This window comes from Halobacteriovorax sp. YZS-3-1 (assembly GCF_047084945.1).
Lineage (GTDB): Bacteria > Bdellovibrionota > Bacteriovoracia > Bacteriovoracales > Bacteriovoracaceae > Halobacteriovorax_A > Halobacteriovorax_A vibrionivorans.
The window spans coordinates 909,713-933,519 of the sequence record NZ_JBKIYI010000001.1; the positions used below are offsets into that span (position 1 = coordinate 909,713).

The 23,807-nt window shown below is 35.9% G+C and carries 27 protein-coding genes; 12 read left to right on the top strand and 15 right to left on the bottom strand.

Features of this window, described 5'->3' with window-relative positions:
• Positions 1-104 precede the first annotated feature (104 nt).
• The gene (locus ACMAZI_RS04360; RefSeq protein ID WP_114705421.1) at positions 105-482 is read left to right on the top strand and encodes a thiol-disulfide oxidoreductase DCC family protein; all 378 of its coding nucleotides are present in this window, start codon (positions 105-107) and stop codon (positions 480-482) included.
• Here the strand turns inward: ACMAZI_RS04360 and rlmN are convergent.
• Together rlmN and ACMAZI_RS04370 are read right to left on the bottom strand one after the other, a co-directional pair.
• Positions 462-1,514: a 23S rRNA (adenine(2503)-C(2))-methyltransferase RlmN gene (gene rlmN, locus ACMAZI_RS04365; RefSeq protein WP_114705420.1), complete on the bottom strand. Its 1,053-nt coding sequence runs from the start codon at positions 1,512-1,514 to the stop codon at positions 462-464. The genes ACMAZI_RS04360 and rlmN overlap by 21 nt on opposite strands.
• The gene (locus tag ACMAZI_RS04370; protein ID WP_412473704.1) at positions 1,514-1,873 is read right to left on the bottom strand and encodes a hypothetical protein; all 360 of its coding nucleotides are present in this window, start codon (positions 1,871-1,873) and stop codon (positions 1,514-1,516) included. Before ACMAZI_RS04370 ends, rlmN begins: the two co-directional genes overlap by 1 nt.
• A 102-nt stretch (positions 1,874-1,975) precedes the next feature.
• Here ACMAZI_RS04370 and ACMAZI_RS04375 point away from each other — a divergent pair, with 102 nt between their 5' ends.
• Both ACMAZI_RS04375 and ACMAZI_RS04380 read left to right on the top strand, forming a co-directional pair.
• Positions 1,976-2,326 (top strand): Kazal-type serine protease inhibitor family protein, encoded by a 351-nt coding sequence (locus ACMAZI_RS04375; protein WP_120405275.1) that lies wholly within the window; start codon positions 1,976-1,978, stop codon positions 2,324-2,326.
• 149 nt (positions 2,327-2,475) lie between these two features.
• Positions 2,476-4,062 carry a methyl-accepting chemotaxis protein gene (locus tag ACMAZI_RS04380; RefSeq protein ID WP_412473703.1) on the top strand — a complete coding sequence of 529 codons (1,587 nt, stop codon included), beginning with the start codon at positions 2,476-2,478 and terminating at the stop codon, positions 4,060-4,062.
• 38 nt (positions 4,063-4,100) lie between these two features.
• Here the strand turns inward: ACMAZI_RS04380 and ACMAZI_RS04385 are convergent, their stop codons facing one another.
• From ACMAZI_RS04385 to ACMAZI_RS04400, 4 genes are read right to left on the bottom strand one after another with little or no spacing between them, the layout of a single operon-like run.
• Positions 4,101-4,901 (bottom strand): ABC transporter permease, encoded by an 801-nt coding sequence (locus ACMAZI_RS04385; RefSeq protein WP_334678103.1) that lies wholly within the window; start codon positions 4,899-4,901, stop codon positions 4,101-4,103.
• The gene (locus tag ACMAZI_RS04390) at positions 4,901-5,698 is read right to left on the bottom strand and encodes an ABC transporter permease (RefSeq protein ID WP_334678104.1); all 798 of its coding nucleotides are present in this window, start codon (positions 5,696-5,698) and stop codon (positions 4,901-4,903) included. The genes ACMAZI_RS04385 and ACMAZI_RS04390 overlap by 1 nt, the downstream gene beginning before the upstream one ends.
• Positions 5,691-6,683 carry an ATP-binding cassette domain-containing protein gene (locus ACMAZI_RS04395; protein WP_412473702.1) on the bottom strand — a complete coding sequence of 331 codons (993 nt, stop codon included), beginning with the start codon at positions 6,681-6,683 and terminating at the stop codon, positions 5,691-5,693. Before ACMAZI_RS04395 ends, ACMAZI_RS04390 begins: the two co-directional genes overlap by 8 nt.
• Before the next feature lie 6 nt (positions 6,684-6,689).
• Positions 6,690-7,211 (bottom strand): TrmH family RNA methyltransferase, encoded by a 522-nt coding sequence (locus tag ACMAZI_RS04400; RefSeq protein ID WP_334678106.1) that lies wholly within the window; start codon positions 7,209-7,211, stop codon positions 6,690-6,692.
• Between the two features lie 37 nt (positions 7,212-7,248).
• Here ACMAZI_RS04400 and msrA point away from each other — a divergent pair, with 37 nt between their 5' ends.
• Positions 7,249-7,743 carry a peptide-methionine (S)-S-oxide reductase MsrA gene (msrA, locus tag ACMAZI_RS04405; protein WP_412473701.1) on the top strand — a complete coding sequence of 165 codons (495 nt, stop codon included), beginning with the start codon at positions 7,249-7,251 and terminating at the stop codon, positions 7,741-7,743.
• Between the two features lie 219 nt (positions 7,744-7,962).
• On the top strand, positions 7,963-8,217 hold the full coding sequence (locus ACMAZI_RS04410) for a hypothetical protein (protein ID WP_334678107.1): 255 nt from the start codon (positions 7,963-7,965) through the stop codon (positions 8,215-8,217).
• 16 nt (positions 8,218-8,233) lie between these two features.
• Here ACMAZI_RS04410 and ACMAZI_RS04415 read toward each other — a convergent pair whose 3' ends face one another.
• Positions 8,234-9,202: a DMT family transporter gene (locus ACMAZI_RS04415; protein ID WP_114705410.1), complete on the bottom strand. Its 969-nt coding sequence runs from the start codon at positions 9,200-9,202 to the stop codon at positions 8,234-8,236.
• A gap of 278 nt (positions 9,203-9,480) precedes the next feature.
• Here ACMAZI_RS04415 and ACMAZI_RS04420 point away from each other — a divergent pair, with 278 nt between their 5' ends.
• The gene (locus ACMAZI_RS04420; protein WP_114705409.1) at positions 9,481-9,735 is read left to right on the top strand and encodes a hypothetical protein; all 255 of its coding nucleotides are present in this window, start codon (positions 9,481-9,483) and stop codon (positions 9,733-9,735) included.
• Between the two features lie 39 nt (positions 9,736-9,774).
• On the opposite strand, the gene ACMAZI_RS04425 is transcribed toward ACMAZI_RS04420, so the two are convergent.
• On the bottom strand, positions 9,775-11,778 hold the full coding sequence (locus tag ACMAZI_RS04425) for a urocanate hydratase (protein WP_412473700.1): 2,004 nt from the start codon (positions 11,776-11,778) through the stop codon (positions 9,775-9,777).
• Between the two features lie 162 nt (positions 11,779-11,940).
• On the opposite strand from ACMAZI_RS04425, the gene ACMAZI_RS04430 reads away from it, so the two are divergent.
• Positions 11,941-12,414, top strand: a complete 474-nt coding sequence (locus ACMAZI_RS04430; RefSeq protein ID WP_114705407.1) for a CarD family transcriptional regulator — start codon at positions 11,941-11,943, stop codon at positions 12,412-12,414.
• A gap of 2 nt (positions 12,415-12,416) precedes the next feature.
• Here the strand turns inward: ACMAZI_RS04430 and ACMAZI_RS04435 are convergent, their stop codons facing one another.
• Positions 12,417-13,301 carry a trypsin-like serine peptidase gene (locus ACMAZI_RS04435; protein WP_114705406.1) on the bottom strand — a complete coding sequence of 295 codons (885 nt, stop codon included), beginning with the start codon at positions 13,299-13,301 and terminating at the stop codon, positions 12,417-12,419.
• Between the two features lie 193 nt (positions 13,302-13,494).
• Here ACMAZI_RS04435 and ACMAZI_RS04440 point away from each other — a divergent pair, with 193 nt between their 5' ends.
• Together ACMAZI_RS04440 and ACMAZI_RS04445 are read left to right on the top strand one after the other, a co-directional pair.
• Positions 13,495-14,790: a hypothetical protein gene (locus ACMAZI_RS04440; RefSeq protein WP_412473699.1), complete on the top strand. Its 1,296-nt coding sequence runs from the start codon at positions 13,495-13,497 to the stop codon at positions 14,788-14,790.
• On the top strand, positions 14,777-15,247 hold the full coding sequence (locus tag ACMAZI_RS04445) for a hypothetical protein (RefSeq protein WP_334678109.1): 471 nt from the start codon (positions 14,777-14,779) through the stop codon (positions 15,245-15,247). Before ACMAZI_RS04440 ends, ACMAZI_RS04445 begins: the two co-directional genes overlap by 14 nt.
• A gap of 32 nt (positions 15,248-15,279) precedes the next feature.
• On the opposite strand, the gene ACMAZI_RS04450 is transcribed toward ACMAZI_RS04445, so the two are convergent.
• The 6 genes from ACMAZI_RS04450 to ACMAZI_RS04475 form a co-directional block, all read right to left on the bottom strand.
• Positions 15,280-15,786, bottom strand: a complete 507-nt coding sequence (locus ACMAZI_RS04450) for an NADPH-dependent FMN reductase (protein ID WP_114705403.1) — start codon at positions 15,784-15,786, stop codon at positions 15,280-15,282.
• Between the two features lie 16 nt (positions 15,787-15,802).
• On the bottom strand, positions 15,803-16,786 hold the full coding sequence (locus tag ACMAZI_RS04455) for a succinylglutamate desuccinylase (RefSeq protein WP_412473698.1): 984 nt from the start codon (positions 16,784-16,786) through the stop codon (positions 15,803-15,805).
• Between the two features lie 11 nt (positions 16,787-16,797).
• Positions 16,798-18,021: a threonine ammonia-lyase gene (gene ilvA, locus ACMAZI_RS04460; RefSeq protein ID WP_412473697.1), complete on the bottom strand. Its 1,224-nt coding sequence runs from the start codon at positions 18,019-18,021 to the stop codon at positions 16,798-16,800.
• Between the two features lie 9 nt (positions 18,022-18,030).
• Positions 18,031-18,579: an FxsA family protein gene (locus ACMAZI_RS04465; RefSeq protein WP_412473696.1), complete on the bottom strand. Its 549-nt coding sequence runs from the start codon at positions 18,577-18,579 to the stop codon at positions 18,031-18,033.
• 93 nt (positions 18,580-18,672) lie between these two features.
• Positions 18,673-19,356, bottom strand: a complete 684-nt coding sequence (locus tag ACMAZI_RS04470) for an SH3 domain-containing protein (RefSeq protein WP_412473695.1) — start codon at positions 19,354-19,356, stop codon at positions 18,673-18,675.
• 53 nt (positions 19,357-19,409) lie between these two features.
• Complete coding sequence (locus ACMAZI_RS04475) at positions 19,410-19,916, bottom strand: TerB family tellurite resistance protein (RefSeq protein ID WP_114705399.1); 507 nt, start codon at positions 19,914-19,916, stop codon at positions 19,410-19,412.
• A gap of 109 nt (positions 19,917-20,025) precedes the next feature.
• On the opposite strand from ACMAZI_RS04475, the gene clpS reads away from it, so the two are divergent.
• The 3 genes from clpS to ACMAZI_RS04490 all read left to right on the top strand — a co-directional run bounded on the left by clpS (position 20,026) and on the right by ACMAZI_RS04490 (position 23,629).
• The gene (clpS, locus tag ACMAZI_RS04480; protein WP_240406482.1) at positions 20,026-20,382 is read left to right on the top strand and encodes an ATP-dependent Clp protease adapter ClpS; all 357 of its coding nucleotides are present in this window, start codon (positions 20,026-20,028) and stop codon (positions 20,380-20,382) included.
• A gap of 17 nt (positions 20,383-20,399) precedes the next feature.
• A complete protein-coding gene (clpA, locus tag ACMAZI_RS04485) occupies positions 20,400-22,742 on the top strand; it encodes an ATP-dependent Clp protease ATP-binding subunit ClpA (protein ID WP_114705398.1) in 2,343 nt (780 codons plus the stop codon).
• 380 nt (positions 22,743-23,122) lie between these two features.
• The gene (locus tag ACMAZI_RS04490) at positions 23,123-23,629 is read left to right on the top strand and encodes a histidine biosynthesis protein HisIE (RefSeq protein WP_162929673.1); all 507 of its coding nucleotides are present in this window, start codon (positions 23,123-23,125) and stop codon (positions 23,627-23,629) included.
• The last annotated feature ends 178 nt before the right edge of the window (positions 23,630-23,807 follow it).

The following is a 23,807-nucleotide window of genomic DNA, read 5'->3' on the forward strand; positions in this document are numbered from 1 at the left end:
TGGCCAAAATCTAGCATAAGAAAGATGAACTATGTATCAGTATGTGTCTCAATATAATTTTTACAATTTAGATTATTGAAGGACTTTAGTGTAAGATATAAACCATGAATATCGTCTTTCTCGATGGTAAGTGCTTGATTTGTAATGGCATCATCAAATTTATTTATCGAATTGATCGTAAGAAACGGATCAAATTCTGTCATCTCCAAGATGAGAAGGCGCTAAATTATCTAGAACAAGATTTCGTTAAGAATTTATCAACTGTCGTTTTCTATCAAGATGGTAAGATTTCAACGAAGTCTGATGCGGCCATTAATATCATGGTGACGCTGGGTCATACATATTTTAAACTCTTTCGTTTTATCCCGCGTTTCATTCGTGATGGAATTTATCAGTTTATAGCAAAGAATCGTTATATTATTGGGGAAGAACTTGATGTCTGTCCTATTCCTGAAGCTGACTTAGCAGAGCGCTTCCTCTAGCTCTTCAGATGTAAGCTGGCCACATGCCGCCAGGATGTCATCTCCTTTAGTCGTTCTTATTTTTGCATGAAAGCCAAGCTCCATTAGGCCAACCTTAAATTCTTCAACAGATTCCATCAGTGGCCTTTTATAAGGGGCACCAGGAAATTCATTAAATGGAATGAGATTGAAGATAACAGGCATTCCTTTTAAAAGCTCTCCAATCTTTTCTAAGTGCTTCTTACTATGATTTAAGTCCTTGATAACAAGGTACTCGAAAGTAAGGTATTGGCGCTTCATAAGTTTAAGGCCTTTTAATTCCTCAATTAGTTTTTCAATAGGGTAAGCCTTGTTTAATGGAATAAGTTCACTTCTTTCATCATTAAATGGTGAGTGGAAGCTAAGAGCAAAGTTGATACTACCTAATTCCTTAAAGCGTTTTATCCCTGGTAAATAGCCTGCTGTTGAAAGAGTGATTTGTCTTGGACCTAGGCCCATACCTTCATTTATCCTCAGGATTGAAATTGCCTGTGCTACTTCTTCAATATTATGAAGTGGTTCACCTTGGCCCATAAAGACAATATTAGGAGCCGCTTGATGGCCATTAAACTTTTCTTTAATGAAGTTATACGCTTGAATATATTGAAGAATGATCTCTTTTTCTTTAAGGGAGCGAGTAAGGCCCTGTGTTCCTGTAAAACAGAATGAGCACTTCATTGAACAGCCAACTTGAGAAGATAGGCATAGAGTGTACTTCTTTTGAAAGGGGACACAAACGGTTTCAACTGTGCGTCCATCGCTAAGCTTAAAAAGTAACTTAATGGTCTTATCATCAATAGACTCTTGAACTTTTGCTATTTCAAGAAAATCAAAAATAAAGTTTTCTTCTAAAAGAGGGTAGAGCTTCTTTGGTAAGCCTTCAATTTCGTGAAACGACTTCTTACTGTGTTTATAAACTTGAGTATAAATTGTTTGAGCATGGACTTTTGTAAACCCATGCTCAATTACAAAGGACTCTAGTTGTGAAAGTGGGAGGCTAAAGAATGACTTTATTAGAGCATCCCCATCTTTCGGGCCTGTTCCATCATTTGTTCACGCTGTTCTGGTGTCATATTTTGAACCATCTCTTGCATCTTCTGTATTTCTTCAGGTGACATTTGAGACATCATCTCTTGTGCCTTTGCATACATATCTTCTTGATTCTCAAACTTCTCCATTGAGAAGATGATTTTTTCTGGGCCAATTTCACTACCGATCATCTTTTTTTCACGAAGTTCATCGAGAACTTTATTTAGACTAAGACCTTTTGAGTCTGCGATTTCATACATTTTCTCTGTTGGTAGAGAAACCTTCTTTTGAGGGAAACCATTGGCACTTAAATTTTTGATAATTTGATCAATAAAGTTTTCCATGTACTTATCCTTTTTCTAGTCGTTTAGGGCACTATTATTAACATGATGCGCATGAAATTCCAAGATTAAGGCCATTTGAAGCCTTTGTGTTATAATTTATTTATGAAAATAATATCTCTTTTTTTAATTTTATCTCAGTTTCAAATATATGCTCTTCTTTGTTCAAAAGATTACCTTCCGGTTTGTGCCAATGGAGTTACTTATACAAATGCTTGTATGGCAGAGTCTTCAGGAGCAACTGATATAAAGAATGGTGCTTGTGAAGTTGTTGAAAAAAAGAAAAATAAGCCTTCTCATGTTTCTCCGCCTAAACCATCTACTTGTGTATGTCCTATGATTTGGAAACCTGTTTGTGGTGTTGATGGAAAAACTTATGGTAGCTCATGTAATGCTCGATGCAAGGGTGTTCCAATTAAGCATCAAGGGGCCTGTGACAAGATAGAATCTCACTAGATTTTTTTATTTATAAAAGGCCATTATTTAACTTAGAAGGTTAACAGTTGAATTTGCAAGGGTTAACAGTTGAATTAAGGTTAACTATAGAAACAAAGCTTAAGTCGTTGATCTTATTGCCCGATAGTTGCGTTAACTAGGGGTGATAAATGAACAAAAGTTTTAAGTTTAAATTAATTTTACTATGTGTCTTTTTATCAATTGTTAGTATTTCGATCAGTACTGTTTCCTATTTTGGAATCTCAAAATTGAGCGATGAGTCTCATGAATTTAGTCGCGATATTATTCCACGCAGTATTCTTCTCAACGAAATGGATGTTAGCTATCAGAAAACAAGAATTGCTGTTCGTACATTAGGACTTGAGAATAATACCGCTTCAGAAAATGAGGCTGCGATCAACTCTACTCTTGAGATGATTGCAAAATACGATAATGCCGCCAAGAAATTAAAGTCAAAAATCCACGATGAAAAAGAAAAAGAGATCTTTGATAATCTTGAAAAGGAGTGGATTAATTTTAAAGCGGTTGGTGCTAGAGCTATTGAATTGGCAAAAGACGGAAGTGTTAAAGCGAGAAAAGAATTATTAGAAATCTTTCATGTACATTGTCCAGAGGCTGCTGAAAGCTATCAAGTCGCCTTGGATCTTTACACTAAAGAGATTTCTCAAGAAGTCGTAACTTCTGCGGCCGCATTTAATCAGACTGTAAGCTCTCTTAATTATACACTTCTCATTGTATCAATTATTGGGGTGATTCTAGGTCTTAGTGCCGGTGTTGTTTACGCTAATAAGATTTCTTTACGCATTAGAGAAACTCTTGAGCGTTTAACAAAGAGTTCAAACTTTATGACTAAAAGTGCAAATAATATTTCACTTACGTCAAATAATCTAACATCTTCTTCTCGAAACCAAGACCTTTCTCTACAAGAGTCTTCTGCGGCAATCGAGCAAGTAAGTTCCATGATAAAGGTGACTTCAAATAATGCTCAAGAGTCTACTGAACTTGCAAAAGAGAGTTTAGATAAAGCTGCTTTTGGACAGAAGATCGTTAAGAAAATGATTGATTCAATGAATGGAATTGATAGCGATATTGTCGAGATGGTTGAAGAGTTGGGCTCAAATACAGAAAAGATGCAGCAGATTATTAGTCTAATTGAACAAATTGAAGAAAGAACACAGGTTATTAATGATATCGTTTTTCAAACAAAACTTCTTTCTTTTAATGCATCAGTAGAAGCTGCAAGGGCAGGAGAGTCTGGTAAAGGTTTCTCAGTGGTTGCCGAAGAAGTCGGTAAGCTTGCTGAGATGAGTGGGCACGCTTCTGTTGATATCTCTGAAATGGTGAGTTCAAGTGTAAAAGAAGTAAATCGTATGATTACTGAATCTAATGAAACACTTAATTCACTTGTTTCAAAAGTTAGAGATAGTGTTAACTCTGGAACTAAGGTTGCGGGAGAATGTGGTGATATTCTAGAGAGTATTGTTGAAAGTGTTGATGATGTTACAAAGGCCATTAACGAGATCTCAACTGCCACTTTTGAACAAGCAAAAGGTATTGAGGAGCTTCAAAGTTCTATCTCAAGTATTGATCTGTCTTCAAGATCTAATACTGGTATTGCTGAGGAAGCGTCTAAAGTAGCTGGAAAACTTTTAAATGAAGTTGTTCACGTTAATAAATCAATTGATGAAATTGAAACTGCCATACTTGGCGATGAAGCGGCCCCCAAAGCTGCCTAAAATAATCTGGCCACAAGTTTATGAGTACTCTTCCTTTGTCACGAAGAGGCTGAATCATAGACTTGTAGGCCTTTTTCCCAAAGAATCTTTAAAACAAACCAAAAGATTATCGTTGCTCCTACCATGATCAGAAGGTAGTGCCACTTATTCATATCTAGTAGAAAGCGTACTGGTGCAGAGCCAATTAGCAGAATTGGAATAAAGAAAGAAAAAACTCTCTTTGTCATTGTTCCATAGATTAGATCTGGCCAACGTGATAATTGTTGCATCTGCATTCTAAAGAAATTTATTCCAACACCCTCTACAAGCCAAAACATTGCACAACTTATAACGAATTCAATAACTGCTAGTAGTGTTAATGATAGGATAAGTAATGGGGGCACAAGAAGCCATTGTATTAAAGTAAAGCCGTTGGCATTAGCATAGTAGCAAAATATAGAGATCGCTGGAATCAATGTCGGAAGAGATGATGGGCGTACATAGCGAAAGAAGACACTGAAAATTGAGTTGAGAGGTCGCAGGATTGTATAATCGAGCTGACCAGATTTTAGATCATCACTAAAGCGCCAAAAATTTTGACTAAAGATAATCATATGAAAGCAATCCATTAAAAGCATATATGTCAAAAATAACATGAATTCATTTCTGTTCCAGCCCTTCACTTGATCAACGTGATCAAAGATAAAGTCTAGTGTGAAATATGCTGAAGCAAAGAAAAAGAGATCCATAAAGATCATGAGAACAAAGCTCGTACGAAAGCTCATTGCTACTGAAGTACTTGTCGAGACAAACTTTGAATAAACGCTTAAGTAGTGTTTACATTCGTTTTTAAAACTCATTACATCCCCGCTGCCGTATAAAGTTTAATTCCACGTTTCCAGACTAATGTACAGATTACGCTAACACCTATAAGCCAAGGACTTAATACGCTAAAGAACGTTGAGTAACTAACTGGCTCTCCCATAAAGACTTTAATCGGGTAGTAGGTTAGATAAGGGAATGGTGTGTACATGAGAATCTCTCTAAAGAAGTCTGGATAGAGTTCTAAAGGAATAATTGCTCCGGATAAAAACACTGTAATCATTTGAAGCATAACCCTTAGGATCCATGTCTCTTCAAGCCAGAAGGCCATAACCCCAGTTAGGTATTGTAGAGAAAACCAAAATAGACTTACAAATAGGCAAACGGCAACTCCATTTAAAAGAGTTATAAAGTCTATATTTGGTAGGATTCCAATAAGAGAAAAGAAGAATATTGCAAAACCTGTGACACATAATTGAATCATTTGAAATCCAATGAATGATGCCGTGTGGAACTCCCAGAAGTTAAAAGGGTAGATGAGATAAGTTGATATTCTTCCCATTCTAATATCAAGTGCTAGGTTTAGAGCAGTGTGGCCCTGTGCAAGTTGTGAGACAACAAAGGCCCATACATGGTAAGTTAACATTGCACTAAGAGTATAGCCTTTAATAGTATCAAGACCTGTACTTTCAAAAATTGCCGTCCAAAGATTGTATTTAATAAATAGGAAGACAATAGCAGGTCCAATAATTTGTAAAAAGAAGTTTAGACGGTATGCCGTATACTTCACTACGGAAATTTTAATTGTTTGCCACCACTTAATAAGATTAGACATTACTTAAGATCTCCGGATTCGCCATAATCTTTTTCATTACTTTTTCAATAGGAAGCTTTTCTGTATGAAAATCGATAACTGGATATTTAGAAAGAATTGCAGCGGATAATTGTGATAGCTCCTCTTTATCTACTCTCAATTCAACACTTGTATTGTGATCAAAGAAATCACAATCTAGCTTAGTCCAAAACTCTTCGTTGCTATCAATTGACTTATCAAAACTAAAGTAAACAGACTTCTTATCACCAAGAATTCTCTCCAAATTCTTTAGAGGCCCATCGTATGCTTTTTGCCCCTTTGAAATAAGAACAAGGTCCTTACAAAGAGCTTGTACATCGGCCATATAATGCGATGTTAAAATAATCGATAGGTCATTTTTTGCGTGATACTCTTTTAAGAAGTTTCTCATATTTTCTTGGGCCACAAGATCAAGTCCAATAGTTGGTTCATCGAGAAATAAAACTTCTGGTTCATGTAAAAGAGAGGCCATTAGTTCAAGCTTCATACGCTCACCGAGAGAAAGCTTTCTTACGTGAATATGAAAAAGTTCCGTTACATCAAGAAGCTCTCCCATATAGCCAAGTTTTTTCTTAAACATATCATCTGGTATTTCATAATATTTTTGAAGTAACTTAAATGAGTCCATGGCCGGAATATCCCACCATAGTTGCGACTTTTGCCCCATAACAAGGGCTATTTTCTTACGGAATTCTTTATCTCTTTGCCACGGCTTATAACCTGCAATTGAAACCTCTCCATCAGAGGGAACGATGATTCCAGTTAACATTTTCATAAGAGTTGTTTTACCGGCACCGTTTGGACCTAAGAGACCTTTGATCTCACCCTTTTCGACTTTGAAGCTGAAGTCTTTTACTGCATATTTTGTAATGGGGCTTCTATTAAAGAAAGACTTTACACTACCTTTAAAACCTTCTTCTTTCTTGTAACTTACAAATTTCTTTGTGAGGCCATTTGTTTCAATCATATTTAATTACTCGCTTGCGTGTTGATTTGTGTATTCGTACATAACAATACTTGCCGCTATTGAAACATTTAAAGATTCAGTTAGACCGTATTGTTTTATTTTTAACCTTTTTATTCCTGGCATATCTTTCAGTGGCCCAAATTCTTCGTGACCAAAGATAAATGCTGACTTCTGTGGAAGGTCGCATTTATTTAGAAATGTTTCTGCTTTTGAATCTAGAGTGAGAGGAGTGTAACCAAGTTCATTTATTCGCTCAATTGATTCTTCAATCTCATCGAAAAAGAATGTTTTCACTCTTTTAAGAGCGCCCTTTGCAATTGTGACATCGAAGAACTTCGTTCCAACAATATGGACTTCATAAATACTGTATATTTCACATGACCTAAGGATCTTTCCTATGTTGAAGCCACCCTTTAAGTGGTCCAAGACAATAATAATTTTATGTTGTCCGTGAACAGCTTTTTCTTTGGCTATCTCTAGTTCTTTCTCTAACTTCTTTTCTAAGAATTTTCTTGTTTTCTTGCTCATACTTGGGATAAATTACGAAATAAATCGGAGGTTTGCAATGAGCAATGAGACATCAAATGAAAATCAAATAGCTGTTCTTGGCGCAGGGTGTTTTTGGGGTGTTGAAGAGACCTTCCGAACGTTAGCTGGAGTAGTTGAAACAGAAGTTGGCTATGCTGGTGGTGAGTCGGATCAAACAACATATGAAGAAGTGTGTACTGATACAACTGGCCATGCTGAAGTCATTAAAATTACCTACAATCCTAATGTCATCAAATTTGAGAATCTCTTGGATGTCTTCTTTAAAAACCATAATCCTACGACACTTAATCGTCAGGGAGTAGATGTGGGTAGCCAATATCGAAGTGTAATCTTCTATTTGGATGAGGATCAGAGAGTTCAAGGTGAAAAGGCCATAAAAGAGCTTGATGAAAGTAATCGCTTCCCAAATCCCGTTGTAACTAAATTAGAAGCATTTAAAAATTACGTAAAGGCAGAAGAATATCATCAAAAATACTTGAAGAAGAAGGGTTTAACATCTTGTCTCATCTAAAATTGTTGAGAATATAAGCTCATGTTTTTATTGACAGTGGCGCAAGTTCTAGGCAATCGCGATCATGTTCAATAAATAAATTAACTACGACTCATCCCCAGCTGCAGTAGATAGAGTACTGTAATCACATAAAAGTAAAGATTATCTCAGAATTCGACATTTCTTGCGCATAATAGTTAATAGCTCAACAATCATGAGTGAAGGAAGAGGAGTTTATAAATGAATATTGAAAACTTTAGAGAGACTTTTATTGCCCATGCAAGAGATGAAATTAAATCAATCGTCTCTCAATCAAAAATTAAAGGCGAGTTCAACTGTGACGTCTTTAATGAGAAATTAGTGATTATTTGGTCCGATGCCCAAATAAATGGACTAACTGAAGATGAGTTTTCAACTTTAGTTTCTGAAATTATTCCAACTCACTTTGATAACGTCGTTTTCCCATTCACTGACGATATACCGCTTGCAGCTTAATTGCTGTATTTTACTTTCATAATACTCGGGTATCGTTGACAACAGACGATACCCCGGTATTTTCTATTTCATCAAAAACACCATCTGAATTATCATCTTCTTTTTTAATATTAGTGAAACGCGGTACAAGAGCTACTGAGATTACAATGACAAAAGCTCCTAACATGGCCGTAGGGTCCAGGGTCTCTTTAAAGAATAGGTAGCCAAATAAGGCCGCAAAAATTGATTCACTTAAAAAGACTAAACCTACAATATGAGCAGGGATTGTTTTTTGTGCAACTATTTGTAGAGAAAAAGCAATTAGTGATGAAAAGATAGAGACGATTAAGAATCCCCAAAGTGCAGAAGGGAAGCTTAGCGCCTTTGCAGAGTAGAGAACTTCAAGACTTGTTGCTCCTTCATAAATTAGAGCAAAAACTAATCCCATAATCCCCATGAAGATACATTGGAGAAAGTTAAAACGAATTGCATCCACGTTATTTGCATAGCGATCTGTTGCTATAATATGAAGAGAGAAAAAGACTGCTGATACGATGACAAAACCATCACCAATATTAAAATTATTAAAGTCCATACCATTCATCATCATAATCCCAAGCATTGAAGTCATGAGAAGGAGCCAGAAGGTTTTACGAACACGTTGTCCAAGAAAGATAACCGCAATAATTGGCGTAATAACGGCATAAAAGACTGTAAAGAAGCCTGATTTGGCCATTGTTGTTAGTGCAATCCCAACTGTTTGCAGTTGAAGAGCAGTCATTAGTAGCGCTGAGCAAACTAATCCACCGATAACTTCATCTTTGTTATTTGATAACTTTTTAAAATCACCTCTAAAGAGAAGGATTAATAAAGCGAAAAGACCGGCAAAAATATAGCGTAGAGAATTTGACCATACTGGTGAATAGTCAACAAGAGTAAAGCGAGTTCCGGCAAAGCCCATACCCCAAATCGCACATGCAATACTTAGAAGAATTATACCTTTCATGGGGCCAATATAAATTGAATTGAAATAGAAAACAATGGGAAAAGAGCGACAAAAGCCTAACGATATCGTTAGTTTTGAAAGGGCTTAAATTGAAATTGTTTGGTGCCATGAAAAAGTGACGAAATTTTTTTGACAAAAGCAAAGATCATTTATTGTTCATTTTCAGAAGTACCTGAAATTAAACGAGTATCCAAAAAAATTATTAGTATTTAAAAATTGTAGCAAAATAGATTTGTAGAAATGAAGTACACGCTACTTATTTTTTCAGGGGACGTTTAATGCAAAAAGATAATTTTAAGCAAACATTTTTAAATGAAGCAAGAAATGAAGTTCAAGGTATCTATTTAGAAACTACGATTGATGGTGATTTTAATGCAGATTTATTCTCAGAGAAATTAACACCAATCTGGACTGCTGCTTCCTTAAATGGATTAGATGAATTTGAATTTATATCTTTGGTCGAAGATATAATTAATAAAGATGCCCAGGAGATATATTACCCCTTTAGCCTTAACTATCGAGCTGTGGCATAGAATAAAAGTAGAGCTCCCTTATGGGAGCTCTCTTTTTTATTATAATAACTTATCATCAACGAGATTTGGTAGAGTGACTTTTAAAAGAGGCTCTTTTTCCATCGCTCTCTTAATTGCAAAAGTTGCACCTTCATTACGGGCCCAGCTTCTACGGTTAATTCCGTTATTGACATCCCAAAATAGCATCGACTTAATACGGCGATCACAATCTTCGCTTCCATCGAGAACCATTCCAAAACCACCGTTCATAACTTCACCCCAACCGACACCTCCGCCGTTGTGAAGAGAGATCCAAGTTGCTCCTCTAAATGAGTCACCAACGAAGTTTTGTACGGCCATATCAGCTGTAAAGCGAGAACCGTCATAAATATTTGATGTCTCTCTAAAAGGAGAGTCTGTTCCTGAAACATCGTGGTGGTCACGACCTAGAACTACTGGTGCCTTAAGCTTTCCTTCACGAAGGGCCTTATTAAAGGCAAGAGCAATTTCAATTCTTCCATCACTATCAGCATAAAGGATACGTGCTTTTGAGCCAACCACAAGGTCGTTCTCTTTAGCACCTTTAATCCAAGTAATATTATCTTGCATCTGTTGTGTAATCTCTTTTGGTGACTCTTGCATTAGTCTTTCAAGAACTTCTGTTGCAAGCTGATCTGTTAAATCAAGATCCTCTTGAGTGCTAGAAGTACAAACCCATCTAAATGGACCAAAGCCATAGTCAAAGCACATTGGGCCCATGATATCTTGAACGTATGAAGGGTACTTGAAGTCTTCAGTAGATCCTTCTTTCATAATATCAGCACCTGCGCGAGATGCTTCAAGTAAGAATGCATTTCCGTAGTCAAAGAAGTACATTCCTTTATCTGCAAGTTTATTAACCGCGTTTACGTGTCTTATTAAACTCTTCCTAACTTCAACTTTAAATTGTTCTGGGTTATTTGCCATCATCTCATTTGATTCTTCAAATGAAAGATCAGCAGGGTAGTAACCTCCGGCCCAAGGATTATGAAGAGAAGTTTGGTCAGAGCCAATATCAATATGAAGATCACTGTCAGCAATTTTCTCCCAAAGGTTAATGATATTTCCCTGGTAAGCAAGTGAGACAGCTTCTTTATTATCTTGTGCTTTTTTAATTCTTGCCATTAGCTCATCAAGATCAGTGAAAACTTCATCAACCCATCCTTGCTCATGGCGAGTCTTTACGGCCTTTGGATTAACTTCCGCAACAACACCGATACAACCTGCGATAACCGCGGCTTTCGGTTGCGCTCCAGACATTCCACCAAGTCCTGCAGTAACAAAAACTTTACCAGCTGTTTCAGTAACGGCCTCTTTAGAAATTTTTCTTAGAGCATTTAAAACAGTGATAGTTGTTCCGTGAACAATTCCTTGTGGCCCAATATACATAAATGAACCTGCTGTCATTTGTCCGTATTGAGTTACTCCTAATGCATTGAATTTTTCCCAGTCATCTGGCTTTGAGTAATTTGGAATCATCATTCCATTTGTCACAACAACTCTTGGAGCATCTTTGTGGGATGGAAATAATCCTGCTGGATGACCAGAGTAGAGAACGAGTGTTTGCTCATCTGTCATTGTCGCAAGATATTGCATTGTTAAAAGATACTGGGCCCAGTTTTGGAAAACGGCACCATTTCCACCATAAGTGATTAGCTCATGAGGGTGTTGAGCTACAGCATAGTCTAAGTTATTTGAAAGCATTAGCATGATGGCCGCTGCTTGTTTTGACTTGTGAGGGTACTCATCAATCGATCGCGCATGAATTTTATAATCAGGGCGATAGCGATACATATAGATACGACCGTACTTTTCAAGCTCTTCCTTAAACTCTGGAATTAGTTCAGCATGTAAATCACTTGGGAAGTAGCGTAGTGCATTTTTAAGGGCAAGCTTCTCTTCTTCTTGAGTCAGTATTTTCTTGCGCTTAGGTGCGTGGTTAATATCTTCTTCATATTTCTTATATTTTGGTAAAACCTTAGGAATACCTTCTAATATTGCCTGTTGAAAAGAATTATTATTCACTCTTAATACCCCTTGTACTTATGTATATTAAAAGGCTTATATCACTTTACTCATTATCTAGAAAGCTAATGGTGTCATTTGACGTGTCTCGTTACGAATCAAATGCCTTAGAGAAAATCGAATTCAAGTGTGATATAATAATTATCTAACGAAAGGGGAATTATGCCAAAATTAGAAATCGGACAAGAAGTAGTATCAATAAACTTTGGTGTTGGTGTTATAACAGAAATTAAAGATATGAGTGGTGCAGAGTTTTATATTATTGAGTCTACTGAAGGTCGCTCAACTACAATGATTCCAACGGTAAAAGAAGATGCTTTTCGCCCTTTAAGTTCTGAAAATGAATTAAGTAAAACTCTTGATCGTATTACTGAAGAGAGTAAGCCTTTAGAGTTTGACTCTAAAAAGGATCGTATTAACTTCTTTAAGTCTAATATTCAAAAACAAGATATCGATACTTTTGTAACTAATATTCAACAGCTACTACAAATTAGTGACAAAGGCGCAGCAGAGTCGAAATACCTTGAAATGCTTCTTGAGAATCTATCGATTGAAGTTGGAGCAGTTTTTAATGAGGATCTCAACCAAGCAAAAGAACGTGTGAACTCTTGCTTGGAAGGTAAGTTTTCTTTATAGGTTTATCTTCCTAGGTAGAGAATTCTATTCATTCTGAATACTTCTTCACCACCACAGCTACCCATTTTACAAACATTTGCTTCGTAACAATCTTTACGAGCATTGTATTTGTAGTCTTCGTCTCCACGAACTAGGATTCCTTCAACGATTCCTGTTTCTTCGTTGAATACTGCTGAACCTGAGTTTCCAGAGAATGTATCTAGGTTTGTTTCGAAGCTATAGAAGTCGCTATCATCACGTACATAGGCTCCTGCAGCTACTTTTGAAGGCAGACCTGATGGGTGTCCAATAACAAATACTTTTTCACCTTTTCTAATATTTTCAGATTTCTTCGTTCGGTATTCAAGTGGTGCACGATCTTCAACTCTTCTATCTAATTCAATTAGGGCGAAGTCTTCACCTGTGTAACGGCTAAGTTTTTGTACTACAATTCTCTTACAAGAATAAACATTCTTTGCTTCAATTGTTCTAGCATCGTCACGTGGATCTTTTTTTGAATAATCAAAAACCCAGTAATTGTCGTAACAATCTGTTACTGAAGTTGCACAGTGACCAGCCGTTGCAACATATTGTCTTCCATCTTTTTCAATTAGAAAGCCTGAACAATCTGCAACGTCGACTTGTTTATTAAATCTTTCGCCTTCACAAAGGTTGATTTTAGAGTCGATGGCCTTGTATGTATCTGAGTCTTGATTTTTTTGTTTCTTTAATTTGTTTTTTGGAATCATTGCTAGAGTTGATCTTTGAAGATCTAGCTTTGTTTGATTCATGACTTCGTATTGATCTAGTCGATTATCTTCACCGTAAACAACCTTATCGATAGCAAGAGTGTTAACAGATGATAGAAGTAGAGTAAGAGTGAGCAATACATTGAAGTTAAAATTCATTTTCTTTCCTTATTTTTGTGCGTGCATCCTTCTATCAACGTTATGTGTAAAAAGTACAGGGTAGCGTCATAAGTAATTTGTAACAAGTTCTTACATCCCATGAATACTATTGAGTGAGGTCGGTAAGTGTTTGATATTACATTTAAAGTTATGGTGAAATTTACCGATAAGTTACCGAGATGAGAGAACTTAGATGAGTTTAAAACACATTATTTCTATATTCATAATTTTGGCCGTGAGTACGTCATGTCAGATGACTGGTGACCAAATTCAAAATGGTCAATCTCAGATGATGGCCGAACGTATCTATAAAGAATCAGATATTCTTGATGCTGTTGATGATGTCATTGGTCCGGATGGAAGGCCAATTAAAGACAGATCATCACAAGAGGCGATGGAAGATCTAACTGATAATTATACAAACTTTCCTTCATCTAATGAGGTTAATAATTATATTAATGAGAGCCTGTCTTTTAATGGTCAATGTAGAATCGAAGAGGCTGATAAAGATTATGCCTATGGAACTCTTTATACTCGAGGCTCTATGGGTGCCAGACGAGTCTTAGCAACGATATATCAAAGTTGTGATGCAATTGATTTTGTTATGGATGAAACGACACCAAGGCTTAGTGGAGTTTCTACTCGTCCAGCAACCTTGACTGATGGAAGTAATTTTAGACAAAGAGTTATCACTAATCGAAATGCGATGGTTAACTCTCATGCAATATTAAGTCAGCTGGATAAAGATCCTGAGTTTCCTTCGGAGAAATGTATCGATACAACTCAGAGGCCTCCTGTTTATGGCTATGGCTCAAGAAAGGGACTAAGAAGTCGTGAAATCAATCTCTTTACAAGAGGTCAAGGTGTTGCAAAAAATAATGTTCAAGCTTCTGGTATCGATTGTTCTGAGTTTATTTCGGCCGCATTTGCAGCGGAAGGACTAAAGTTTAATAAATCAGATCGTGACTTTAATTCACTGACGACGACATCTCTTCATTACGCTTCAGATAATTCAGATTCATGTGTAAAGCCTGTGGAGTTTGATCTTCCATATTCGATTCAGTCAGGTGATATTATAAACTTAAAGGGAAGCCATGTTCTTATGGTGGATACAGCAGGGCCTGACCCTCTTGGGATTCGCGGTGCCGCAGAATCAAATAGCTGTAATTCGATAACGATTAATGATTTTGATTTTACATATATTCACAGTGGTGCCCTAAATAATTATGGGCCAGCAAGAGTCTCAGCTAAGATTCATGCAACTAAGCGTTCAACAATGTTCAATAATTTGCTGGCACAAGCAAGAACGGCCTGTACGAGACTAGTGCAGGGAAGAGCTTCTTCACAAAAGATGAGAAGTGGACGTTTTAGTATTCTTCGTCATGATTCTGGCAACCCTGCCTGTTATTATGAAGACTATGGTAAACTCAAGGGTGAAGAATGTATTAATCAGTGCTTTGGAGAAAGGAGGCTAAATGATGGTTACTAAAATACTCATAGCGGCCTTTTTATTTATATCTGTAAGTGCAAGTGATCTTTGTCCAAAGAATAAAGATCCAAAGACAGTTGCAAAGGATTTAATTTCTATCGAAATGAGTGGAATTCGTCTTATTACAGGTGCAAAAAAACAGTGTTTAAAAGAAGAGTTTAAAGAATATCGTTTCAATCATGATCCTGATTATGATGATCCTAAAAACTTAGAATATATTCTAGATTCAAAATCGAATATCAAAATAGAGAAGGTCGAATTAATTGATAAAGAGATTTTTCAATATCGTGCTTCTTATCAGGTAAATGTGGTTGATATAAAAGGTAATAGTAGTGTTGTTAAAGATAGAATTACTTTTATGTTAAATACAACTTCTAAGTCTCAGAAGGTTGGGGGATGTGCAATGGTCATTGAACCACCTGAAAAACTCGTTTTATTAAAATCATGTCAAAAATAAAAAAGGCTCCAAAAAGGAGCCTTTTTCATTTCTTATTTTGCAATTTTTACTAATTCTTCTAGTGCGCCTTTTGCTGCGTCTTCATTTAATGGCTTGCCATAATTTGTAAGTAATTTACGACCTAGGACATTCATACCAATAAATGAAAGTTGATTTAACATAGCTCCTAGAACGTATTGGCCGCCACCTCCGGAGTGAGTTCCGATTAAAGCTGGCTTATTAACAAACGCTTCTCTCCAAGATTCTCCACCCGAACGAGATACCCATGCGATTGCATTGACAAAAGATGGTGAAACAGAGCCATTATATTCTGGTGTCAGAAAAACAAATCCCTTTGCAGCAATAAATTTCTCAGTTAGCTTTTTCCCGTCTTCTGGAATTCCATTTTCCTCTTCTTGAGTCGTATAAAGAGGAAGGTTGAAGTCACTTAATTTTACAACTTCAAATGATTCATCCGTATCTTTAGACAGGCTTTCTAGTGTCTCTGCCATTTTTAAATTCATTCCGTCACTTGCAGCAACGATTAAAAAATCACTCATATTTTCTCCTGATCAGTTATTCAAGTTCCTTGATTAGTAATAATGCTCTTTGTCCTAGTATCACCTTTGAATTGGGAAAAATCATTCGTAAATTTTCTTCCGGGCAAAGGTAAGGTTGTTCATTTTGTGTAAATATATGCTCACCTTTTTTAAAAGGGGTGAAATTTGCACTTTCTTCTTCCTCAAAAGTAAATTTGAAGTCTTCAAATTCTTTATTAATTGATTCAAAGATTGTAAATGCCTTTGGTGCTTTCTTCTTTTCTAACTCATGTCCACTTAATAGCTTTTCGATAGTCTCTTGTGCCGCTTGAAACTTTCCAGGTGGGTTTTGTCCAAAAGGATAGACTTTGCCAAGCTCTACAGTTGCACTAAATGCATTAAACTTAGTAAATGAAAATGAGCTAAATACGGTTGATTCTTTGTGTGAAAAGAGTGACGCTTCGATTCCCATATTAGCTAAAATTAGGTTGAATTCATCGTCACGTCTACGCTCTTCGTTTTTAGGAACAAGAGCAAACCTTTCAATCATACTCTTTTTTAGAGCGCAGTGAAGGTCGAAGTGAAAAAGGTCTTTATCTTTTACCTCTTTATAAAAATCAAAACAGACCTTTTCAATAATTTCTGCTCGTGACTTTTCATAGTATTCATCTAAGTCCTTATATGCACCGTTAAAGCATCGGTTGAGGTTGTATTCACTAAACCTTTTACCTATATTCATGGCCTTTGGGTTACCAAATATAAATAGGGTTGGAGCCACTAAGTTTAAAGAGCCTGCAACCAGTTTATTGAGAATTTCATTTGTAAATTCAATTGGGGCCGTTTCATTGCCGTGAATCCCACAGGAAATGATAAAAGCATCTTCTGTTGAAGAAAGCTTAGGAATTGCTTTAATTATTCCTGTATCAAGAATATCAAAACGAATATCATTTTTTACAAATGAGCTCTTTTCTAGGTGCTCTTCATTTTCTCTTGTTGTTTTTAGAAAGTTAAATTCTGTCACAGGCCATCCTTTTATACACGCTTTGCACTGAAACCTTTTGACGTCAGTTCATCAACAATTTCACGAATATGCAAATGTCCTCTCGTTTCAAGTGTAAATTCAACTTCTGTTTCTCCAAGAACACTTGTTGTGAAGGCCCTATTGTGGTGAATTTCTAAAATATTGGCTTCTTTGCCACCAATGATACTTGCGATATGTGCAATTGTACCAGGTGTATCGGGAACATTAACAACAATTGAACAAGAGCGTCCAGATGTTACAAGTCCTCTTTCAATAATTCGATCAAGAATATTTAAGTCTATATTTCCACCACTAACTACAAGAACAACTTTTTTTCCTTTAATATCACTTAATTGATCATAGAGGAGTGAGGCCACTGATGCGGCTCCAGCGCCTTCTGTTAATATCTTCTCGTATTCTAATAAAGTAACGATAGCATGAGAGATTTCAGTTTCTTTGACTGTTACTATCTCATCAACATATTTTTTTACAATATCAAAGGTATTCTCAAGAACAGTTGTTACAGCGATTCCATCGGCAATCGTTTTCTTCTTTTCAATTGTTGTGATGTGGCCTTTTTCTTGAGATTGTTTCATGGCCGGCATCTCAGATGCTTCAACTCCAACAACGTGACACTTTGAACCACTTTCTTTAATTGCAGTGGCGATTCCTGAAATTAATCCTCCGCCACCAATTGGAACGGCAATAATATCGGCATCACTTAGTTCATCTAAGATCTCAAGCCCAATTGTTCCTTGTCCCGCAATAATATCCTTATCATTAAATGGATGAATAAAGACTTGGCCATTTTCTCTTTGGATCTCTAAAGCTTTTTGATAGGCATCATCATAGAAATTACCGTGAAGTATTACTTCAGCACCAAACTTCTTTGTTCCTTGTATCTTTGCAAGTGGAGTCGATTCCGGCATTACAATTGTCGCTTTTATACCGAGCTGTTTAGCCGCAAGAGCTACCCCTTGAGCATGATTTCCTGCTGAAGATGCAATGACACCTTTTTCTCTTTCTTCTTCTGAAAGTTTTGAGAGACGATTAAGTGCTCCTCTAACTTTATATGCTCCAGTTAATTGTAAGTTTTCTAGTTTTAAATAAACTTCACAATTGAACTTCTCACTTAAAGTTGTTGAATAGGTTAAAGGAGTCTTAATAATTCGATTTTCTATATTAAGACGAGCCTCTTTAATATCATTTAGGTCTACAATTAATTTATCTGTCATAAGGAAATCTTACTTCTTTTCGTAGTCAACTTCAAAGGTGTTTGCGTCAACTTGACGTGCTCCATGACTTTCTTCACGATTATCCTGGGCCTTTCCAAACTGTTCCTCAAAGCGAGCTCGAGTATTGTAAGCATTTCCACTATATGATGAGAATCCACCGCCATTTTTGAAGGAATAAAATTGCATATTTCCTGTTTGAATTGATTTAAGAAAGAACTTTCTCATATACATGGCCCAAAGATGTCTTGTAAGAGGAAGAACCATCGATAGGCCTAGAATATCTGTTAAAAAACCTGGAGTTAAAAGCAGTAGACCACCACCAAAAACAAGTAGTCCGTGAATAAAGCTTGAAGCTGGAACTCGACCTTGAGAAAGCTCACCTTGGATTTTTGCTAAAAGAGCTGCGCCTTGAGACTTTGCTAGTGCTGCACCTATGATCCCTGTTAGTACAACAACAAGAAATGTATTGGCACCACCTATCTGTCCACCGATCGAAAATAGTAGGTAGATCTCAATGGCCGGAACCACAGTAAATAATAATAGCAATATTGGAAACATGTTACCTCATTTATTAATTGTGTAACATAAAGATGGGAGCAGTTGGGAGAGTGTCAAGGGTAGGGGCCGTTAAGTCCCTGTATCTTGTTGAAATTATATAGATTTTAAATTCTTTTGATCGTAAACCCAACCTGTATGAAGAGTGTTTTTTAAATAATCGCGGTATTCAATTTGAACCCAATCTCCATCAGTTTTTAGGACTTCAACACGAGTATTTGGCGCTACTACTTGTAGCTTTGTTCCCTTGGTACTTGGAATACTTCTAAGGTTTAAATATTTAATAGGTGTGAAGAACTCTTTTTTAGTTATGACTTCTTTGATTGCTTGTTTTGGCGCAGGCTTAGTCTCTTTTGAAGGAGTATAAATAAACGCCCCAAGGATAATGGCAATTGATAAGATTCCACTGGCAATGATAATACTTTTGTTGTCTCTTGCCGTTGGAAGGATCTCTTCTTGAGGTTTGTACTCAATTTGTTCTTTGACACTTCTTTGGTTAATGATAATTGAATGAAGAAGTGATTCTAGTCTTTCAAATTTCTCATTTACTTCTTTTGTTTCAAATCTGCGCTCTAATTCTTCTATTTTCTTATATAATTGATCTTTTCCATTAGAATTGTCCGTATTTTCTTCTTCACGATCTATAACAGTTTGAGTCGTGGATTGAAGAAGATTAGAAATAGGACTCTTTGCAATCTTCTTTTCGTTCTTATCTAAGATGCTAGCAAAATTAAAATTCCCCTTAAATTCTTCTGTTGAAGAATTATTCATCTCTTTCATTTAACTTCCTTGTTTAATTATTCTAGTAACTTATATAAGTGTAGAGAATAGTTTTAAACTTGCAAAGTTTTTAAATACTCTTTGACGTCAGCTTGTGCGCTAAGGAAATATTTTTTTTCGAGAACTAGAGAATTTGCAATATAGCTTATCTCGTTACTTTCAACGCGATCAACTTCACCATCGGCAGCAGCAATTGCAAATAAAGCTTTTAATACTTTATATCTTTCATTTTGTGAGAGAATATCGACAAGTGGTGTACAATAACTTCTAGTATCGAGACCAGAAAGTTGTTTCATCATTTTTATTGAATATTCAGTGACGTGTTTTGCTTCGTCTTCTGTTAGATTTGTTACATCTCGTAGTATTTTTTCCATTTCGCTTTTTTCGCGTTGGCAAACATTGAAATCTGTATAGGCAATACGAGCAAGTAGCCCAGCGAAACAAGAGAGAATGACGAGGCGCTCTTCATCCATGTGAGGAAAAGTGCTATTGAGGAAGTCGTGAATATCATTAATTGAATCTGTTTTCTTATTTTGTTTAAAGAAGTCGAAGAAGTTCATAAGTGACCTTTTTTAGTGATTTTTCAGTCGTATACTCCTTGAAAAGATTAGCACACATAAGCGATAATAGAAAAGAAAGAAAAATCATTGATGAAGTGGAGAAGATAATTTGAATTTTAAAAAAGACGCTAATATTGACATGAGTATTTTTACTCCCATCTTTAGTACTGAAGAGGATGGGGATATTGCTGTAGCTGATAAAGTTAGAGTAAAAAAGCCATCAAAATATCATGTCGTACTTCATAATGATGATTATACGACGATGGAATTTGTTATTTGGATATTGATGCATATTTTCAATCGAAGCCAAGAAGAGGCGATGAAGATTATGCTTGATGTTCACAATAATGGCCGCGGAGTTTGCGGCACATATTCCTATGAAGTGGCCGAGACTAAGATGAACAAGGTGCTCTCGGAGGCCAAGAAAGAAGGTCATCCACTATTATGTACCGTTGAGCCTGAATAGGCACAGGAGCAAAGAAAATGATGTCAAAAAAACTTGAAACCATCATTAACGAATCGATCCAAAGGGCGAATACTCTTAGGCATGAATATCTGACATTAGAAAATGTTCTTCTCTCCTTATTATCTGATGAAAATGTGAGAGAGATCATCGAATATTGTGGTGGTAATCTTGATGAAATGGAGAGTGAACTCAATGAGTTTATTCACGATGAATCAAACTTTAGTATTCTAACGGAAGATCAAATCGATTCTTTATCAAAACAACAATTTGTTAATGATGAACTGAGAGAATTAGCACGAGAAAATGGGATCACATATCAACCAGAGATCTCCATGTCTCTACAGAGAGTTATTCAAAGAGCTGCTATCCATGTTCAATCAAGTGGGAAAAGCCAGATCTTAGGAGTAAATCTTCTTGTTTCACTATTCCAAGAGAAAGAAAGCTTCGCTCTTTACTCTCTTCAGAAGCAGGGAATTGAAAGATTTGATGTCGTGAAAGCGATTTCTCATGGATTGAGCTCAGATGATGAAGAAGGTGGAGAAGAAATTCCTCGAATTGAATATGTTGAAGGTGAGGATGTCTCATCAAGATCTAAGAAAGGAGACTCATTTCTTGCAAAGTTTACAATTAATTTAAATGAGCAAGCACGTGAGAACAGAATTGATCCTTTAGTTGGAAGAGAAGAAGAGGCATTGAGAATTGTTCAAATTCTATGTCGTCGACGTAAGAATAACCCTCTTCTTGTTGGTGAAGCAGGTGTTGGTAAGACCGCCATTGTTGAAGGCCTAGCTCAGAGAATTGTTGAAGAAGATGTTCCAGAAGTGTTAAAGGGAACAACAATCTTTAATTTAGATATGGCAGCACTCGTTGCTGGTGCAAAATTTAGAGGTGATTTCGAGCAAAGAGTAAAAGGTGTTATTAAAGACCTTGAAAAGCTAGATAAAGATGGCAAAAAAGCGATTCTTTTTATCGATGAAATGCATACGGTTATGGGTGCCGGGGCAACATCTGGCGGAAGTATGGATGCATCAAACTTATTAAAGCCTGCTTTAAGTCGTGGAGTTGTACGTGTAATCGGGTCAACTACATATGCCGAACATCGTAAATTCATTGAAAAAGACCCTGCTTTTAATAGAAGATTCCAAAAAATTGATATTGATGAACCATCAAATGAAGACACAATTGCAATTTTAAAGGGATTAAAGCCGAAGTTTGAAACTTATCATGGTGTAAAGATCTCTGATAATGTCATAAAAGAAGCAGTTGCTCTAACTTCTCGTTACTTAATGGATAGGAAGAACCCTGATAAATCAATCGATGCTATCGATGAAGCAGGTGCTTTAAATCAAATTCGTCCTGAAAAGAAGAAGAAATCTTCAATTACTAAGAAAGATATCGAAGATGTTGTCGCAAAAATGGCAAATATCCCTAAGCTTACAGTTGAAACAACTGAAAAAGATAAGCTAAAAGACCTAAATAAGAACCTTAAAATGCTTATTTTTGGCCAAGATCATGCTGTTGATGAAGTATCACAAGCAATTTACATGGCAAAATCAGGTTTAGGAGATGAAGGAAAGCCTATTTCAAGCTTCCTTTTTGCTGGACCTACTGGTGTTGGTAAGACTGAATTAGCAAAACAACTAGCAAATCAGTTAGGTTGTCATCTAGAACGCTTCGATATGTCTGAATATATGGAAAAACATTCAGTCAGTAAGCTAATTGGTTCGCCTCCTGGTTATGTTGGCCATGATCAAGGTGGACTTTTAACGGATGCTGTTAAGAAAAACCCACATTCTGTGTTACTTCTTGATGAAATAGAGAAAGCACATGTTGATATCTATAATATCCTTCTTCAGGTAATGGATCATGGGTCATTAACAGACTCCCAAGGAAGAACGACTGACTTCACAAACACAGTGATAATCATGACTACGAACGCTGGGGCCAAGGAAATGGACAGTGGAGCAATCGGTCTTGCCAAGACTTCTGCAAAGAATACAGGTAAGCGAGATCAGACCATAAAGAACTTTTTTAGCCCTGAATTTCGTAACCGTTTAGATGGAATTGTCCATTTTGATAAACTTTCTACTGAGTACATTGTTAAGATTGTTGAAAAATTCGTTTCTCAACTAGAAATGAAGTTAGCAGCTAAGAATATTGAGATCGTTTTAACAGAAAAAGCAAAAATCTGGCTTGCAGAAAACGGTTTTGATGAAAAAATGGGGGCAAGACCAATTGCTCGAATCATTGATCAGAAGCTTAAGAAGCCAATTTCAACAGAGGTTCTATTCGGTAAACTTACTCAAGGTGGAAAGATTGAAGTTACAGTTGAAGATGATGAGCTAAAACTTCTTTTTTAATCTTTTTATTCATTAAATACTTCCCAAATACATACTTTTAAAAATTGCGAAACTGCCCTGAAAGGGCAGTTTTTGCTTCTTTTTTGAAAAAAAAATGAAAAAAAATTTCAGTTAATTTTTTTGTAAACTCAAAGTTGTAACTAACGTCTATAACTTGTTTTTCAAGTTTTTATGTTTTTTGAAAAAGCCGTGCTGTCGGCTTGTTTCGCTGTTTTCTTTAAAAATAATTTAAAGTAATTTCCAAATTAATCCGAAGTTAAAAAAGAACATAGGGAAATAAAAAAGATACTTATGCTAATCAAAATGTTATTTTTTGTTTGCACACAAATAAAATAATGTTTACCATAAATATAAGTATTGAAAAAACCAGGAGGATGTCAATGGCAGTTAAAAAGAAAACTACTAAAAAGACAACTAAGAAAAAAGTAGCTAAAAAAGCTACAAAAAAGAAAGTAGCTAAAAAGGCTACAAAGAAAAAAGTAGCAAAGAAAAAAGCTACAAAAAAGAAAGTTACTAAGAAAAAAGCTACAAAGAAAAAAGTAACTAAGAAAAAAGCAACAAAGAAAAAAGTAGCAAAGAAAGCAACTAAGAAGAAAGTAGCTAAGAAAAAAGCAACTAAGAAGAAAGTTGCTAAGAAAAAAGCTACTAAGAAGAAAGTAGCTAAGAAAAAAGCAACTAAGAAGAAAGCTGCTAAAAAAGCTACTAAGAAAAAAGCAACAAAGAAGAAAGTAGCAAAGAAAAAAACTACTAAGAAAAAAGTAGCAAAGAAAGCAACTAAGAAGAAAGCTGCTAAAAAAGCTACAAAAAAGAAAGCAACAAAGAAAAAAGTAGCGAAGAAAACGACTAAGAAGAAAGCTACTAAGAAAAAAGTTGCAAAAAAGAAATAAGAACATTTATTCTTAATTTATAAAGGGCCCGCTATTTATAGCGGGCCTTTGCATTTCTGGGTCAATTTTACTTATCTCATTTACATTTCACTCAAAAACATCTAAAAAAAGACCATATTATCGCCAGATTTTATAGCTGATTCGGTAATAAAATTCTAATGATTTCAGTAGTTTATGG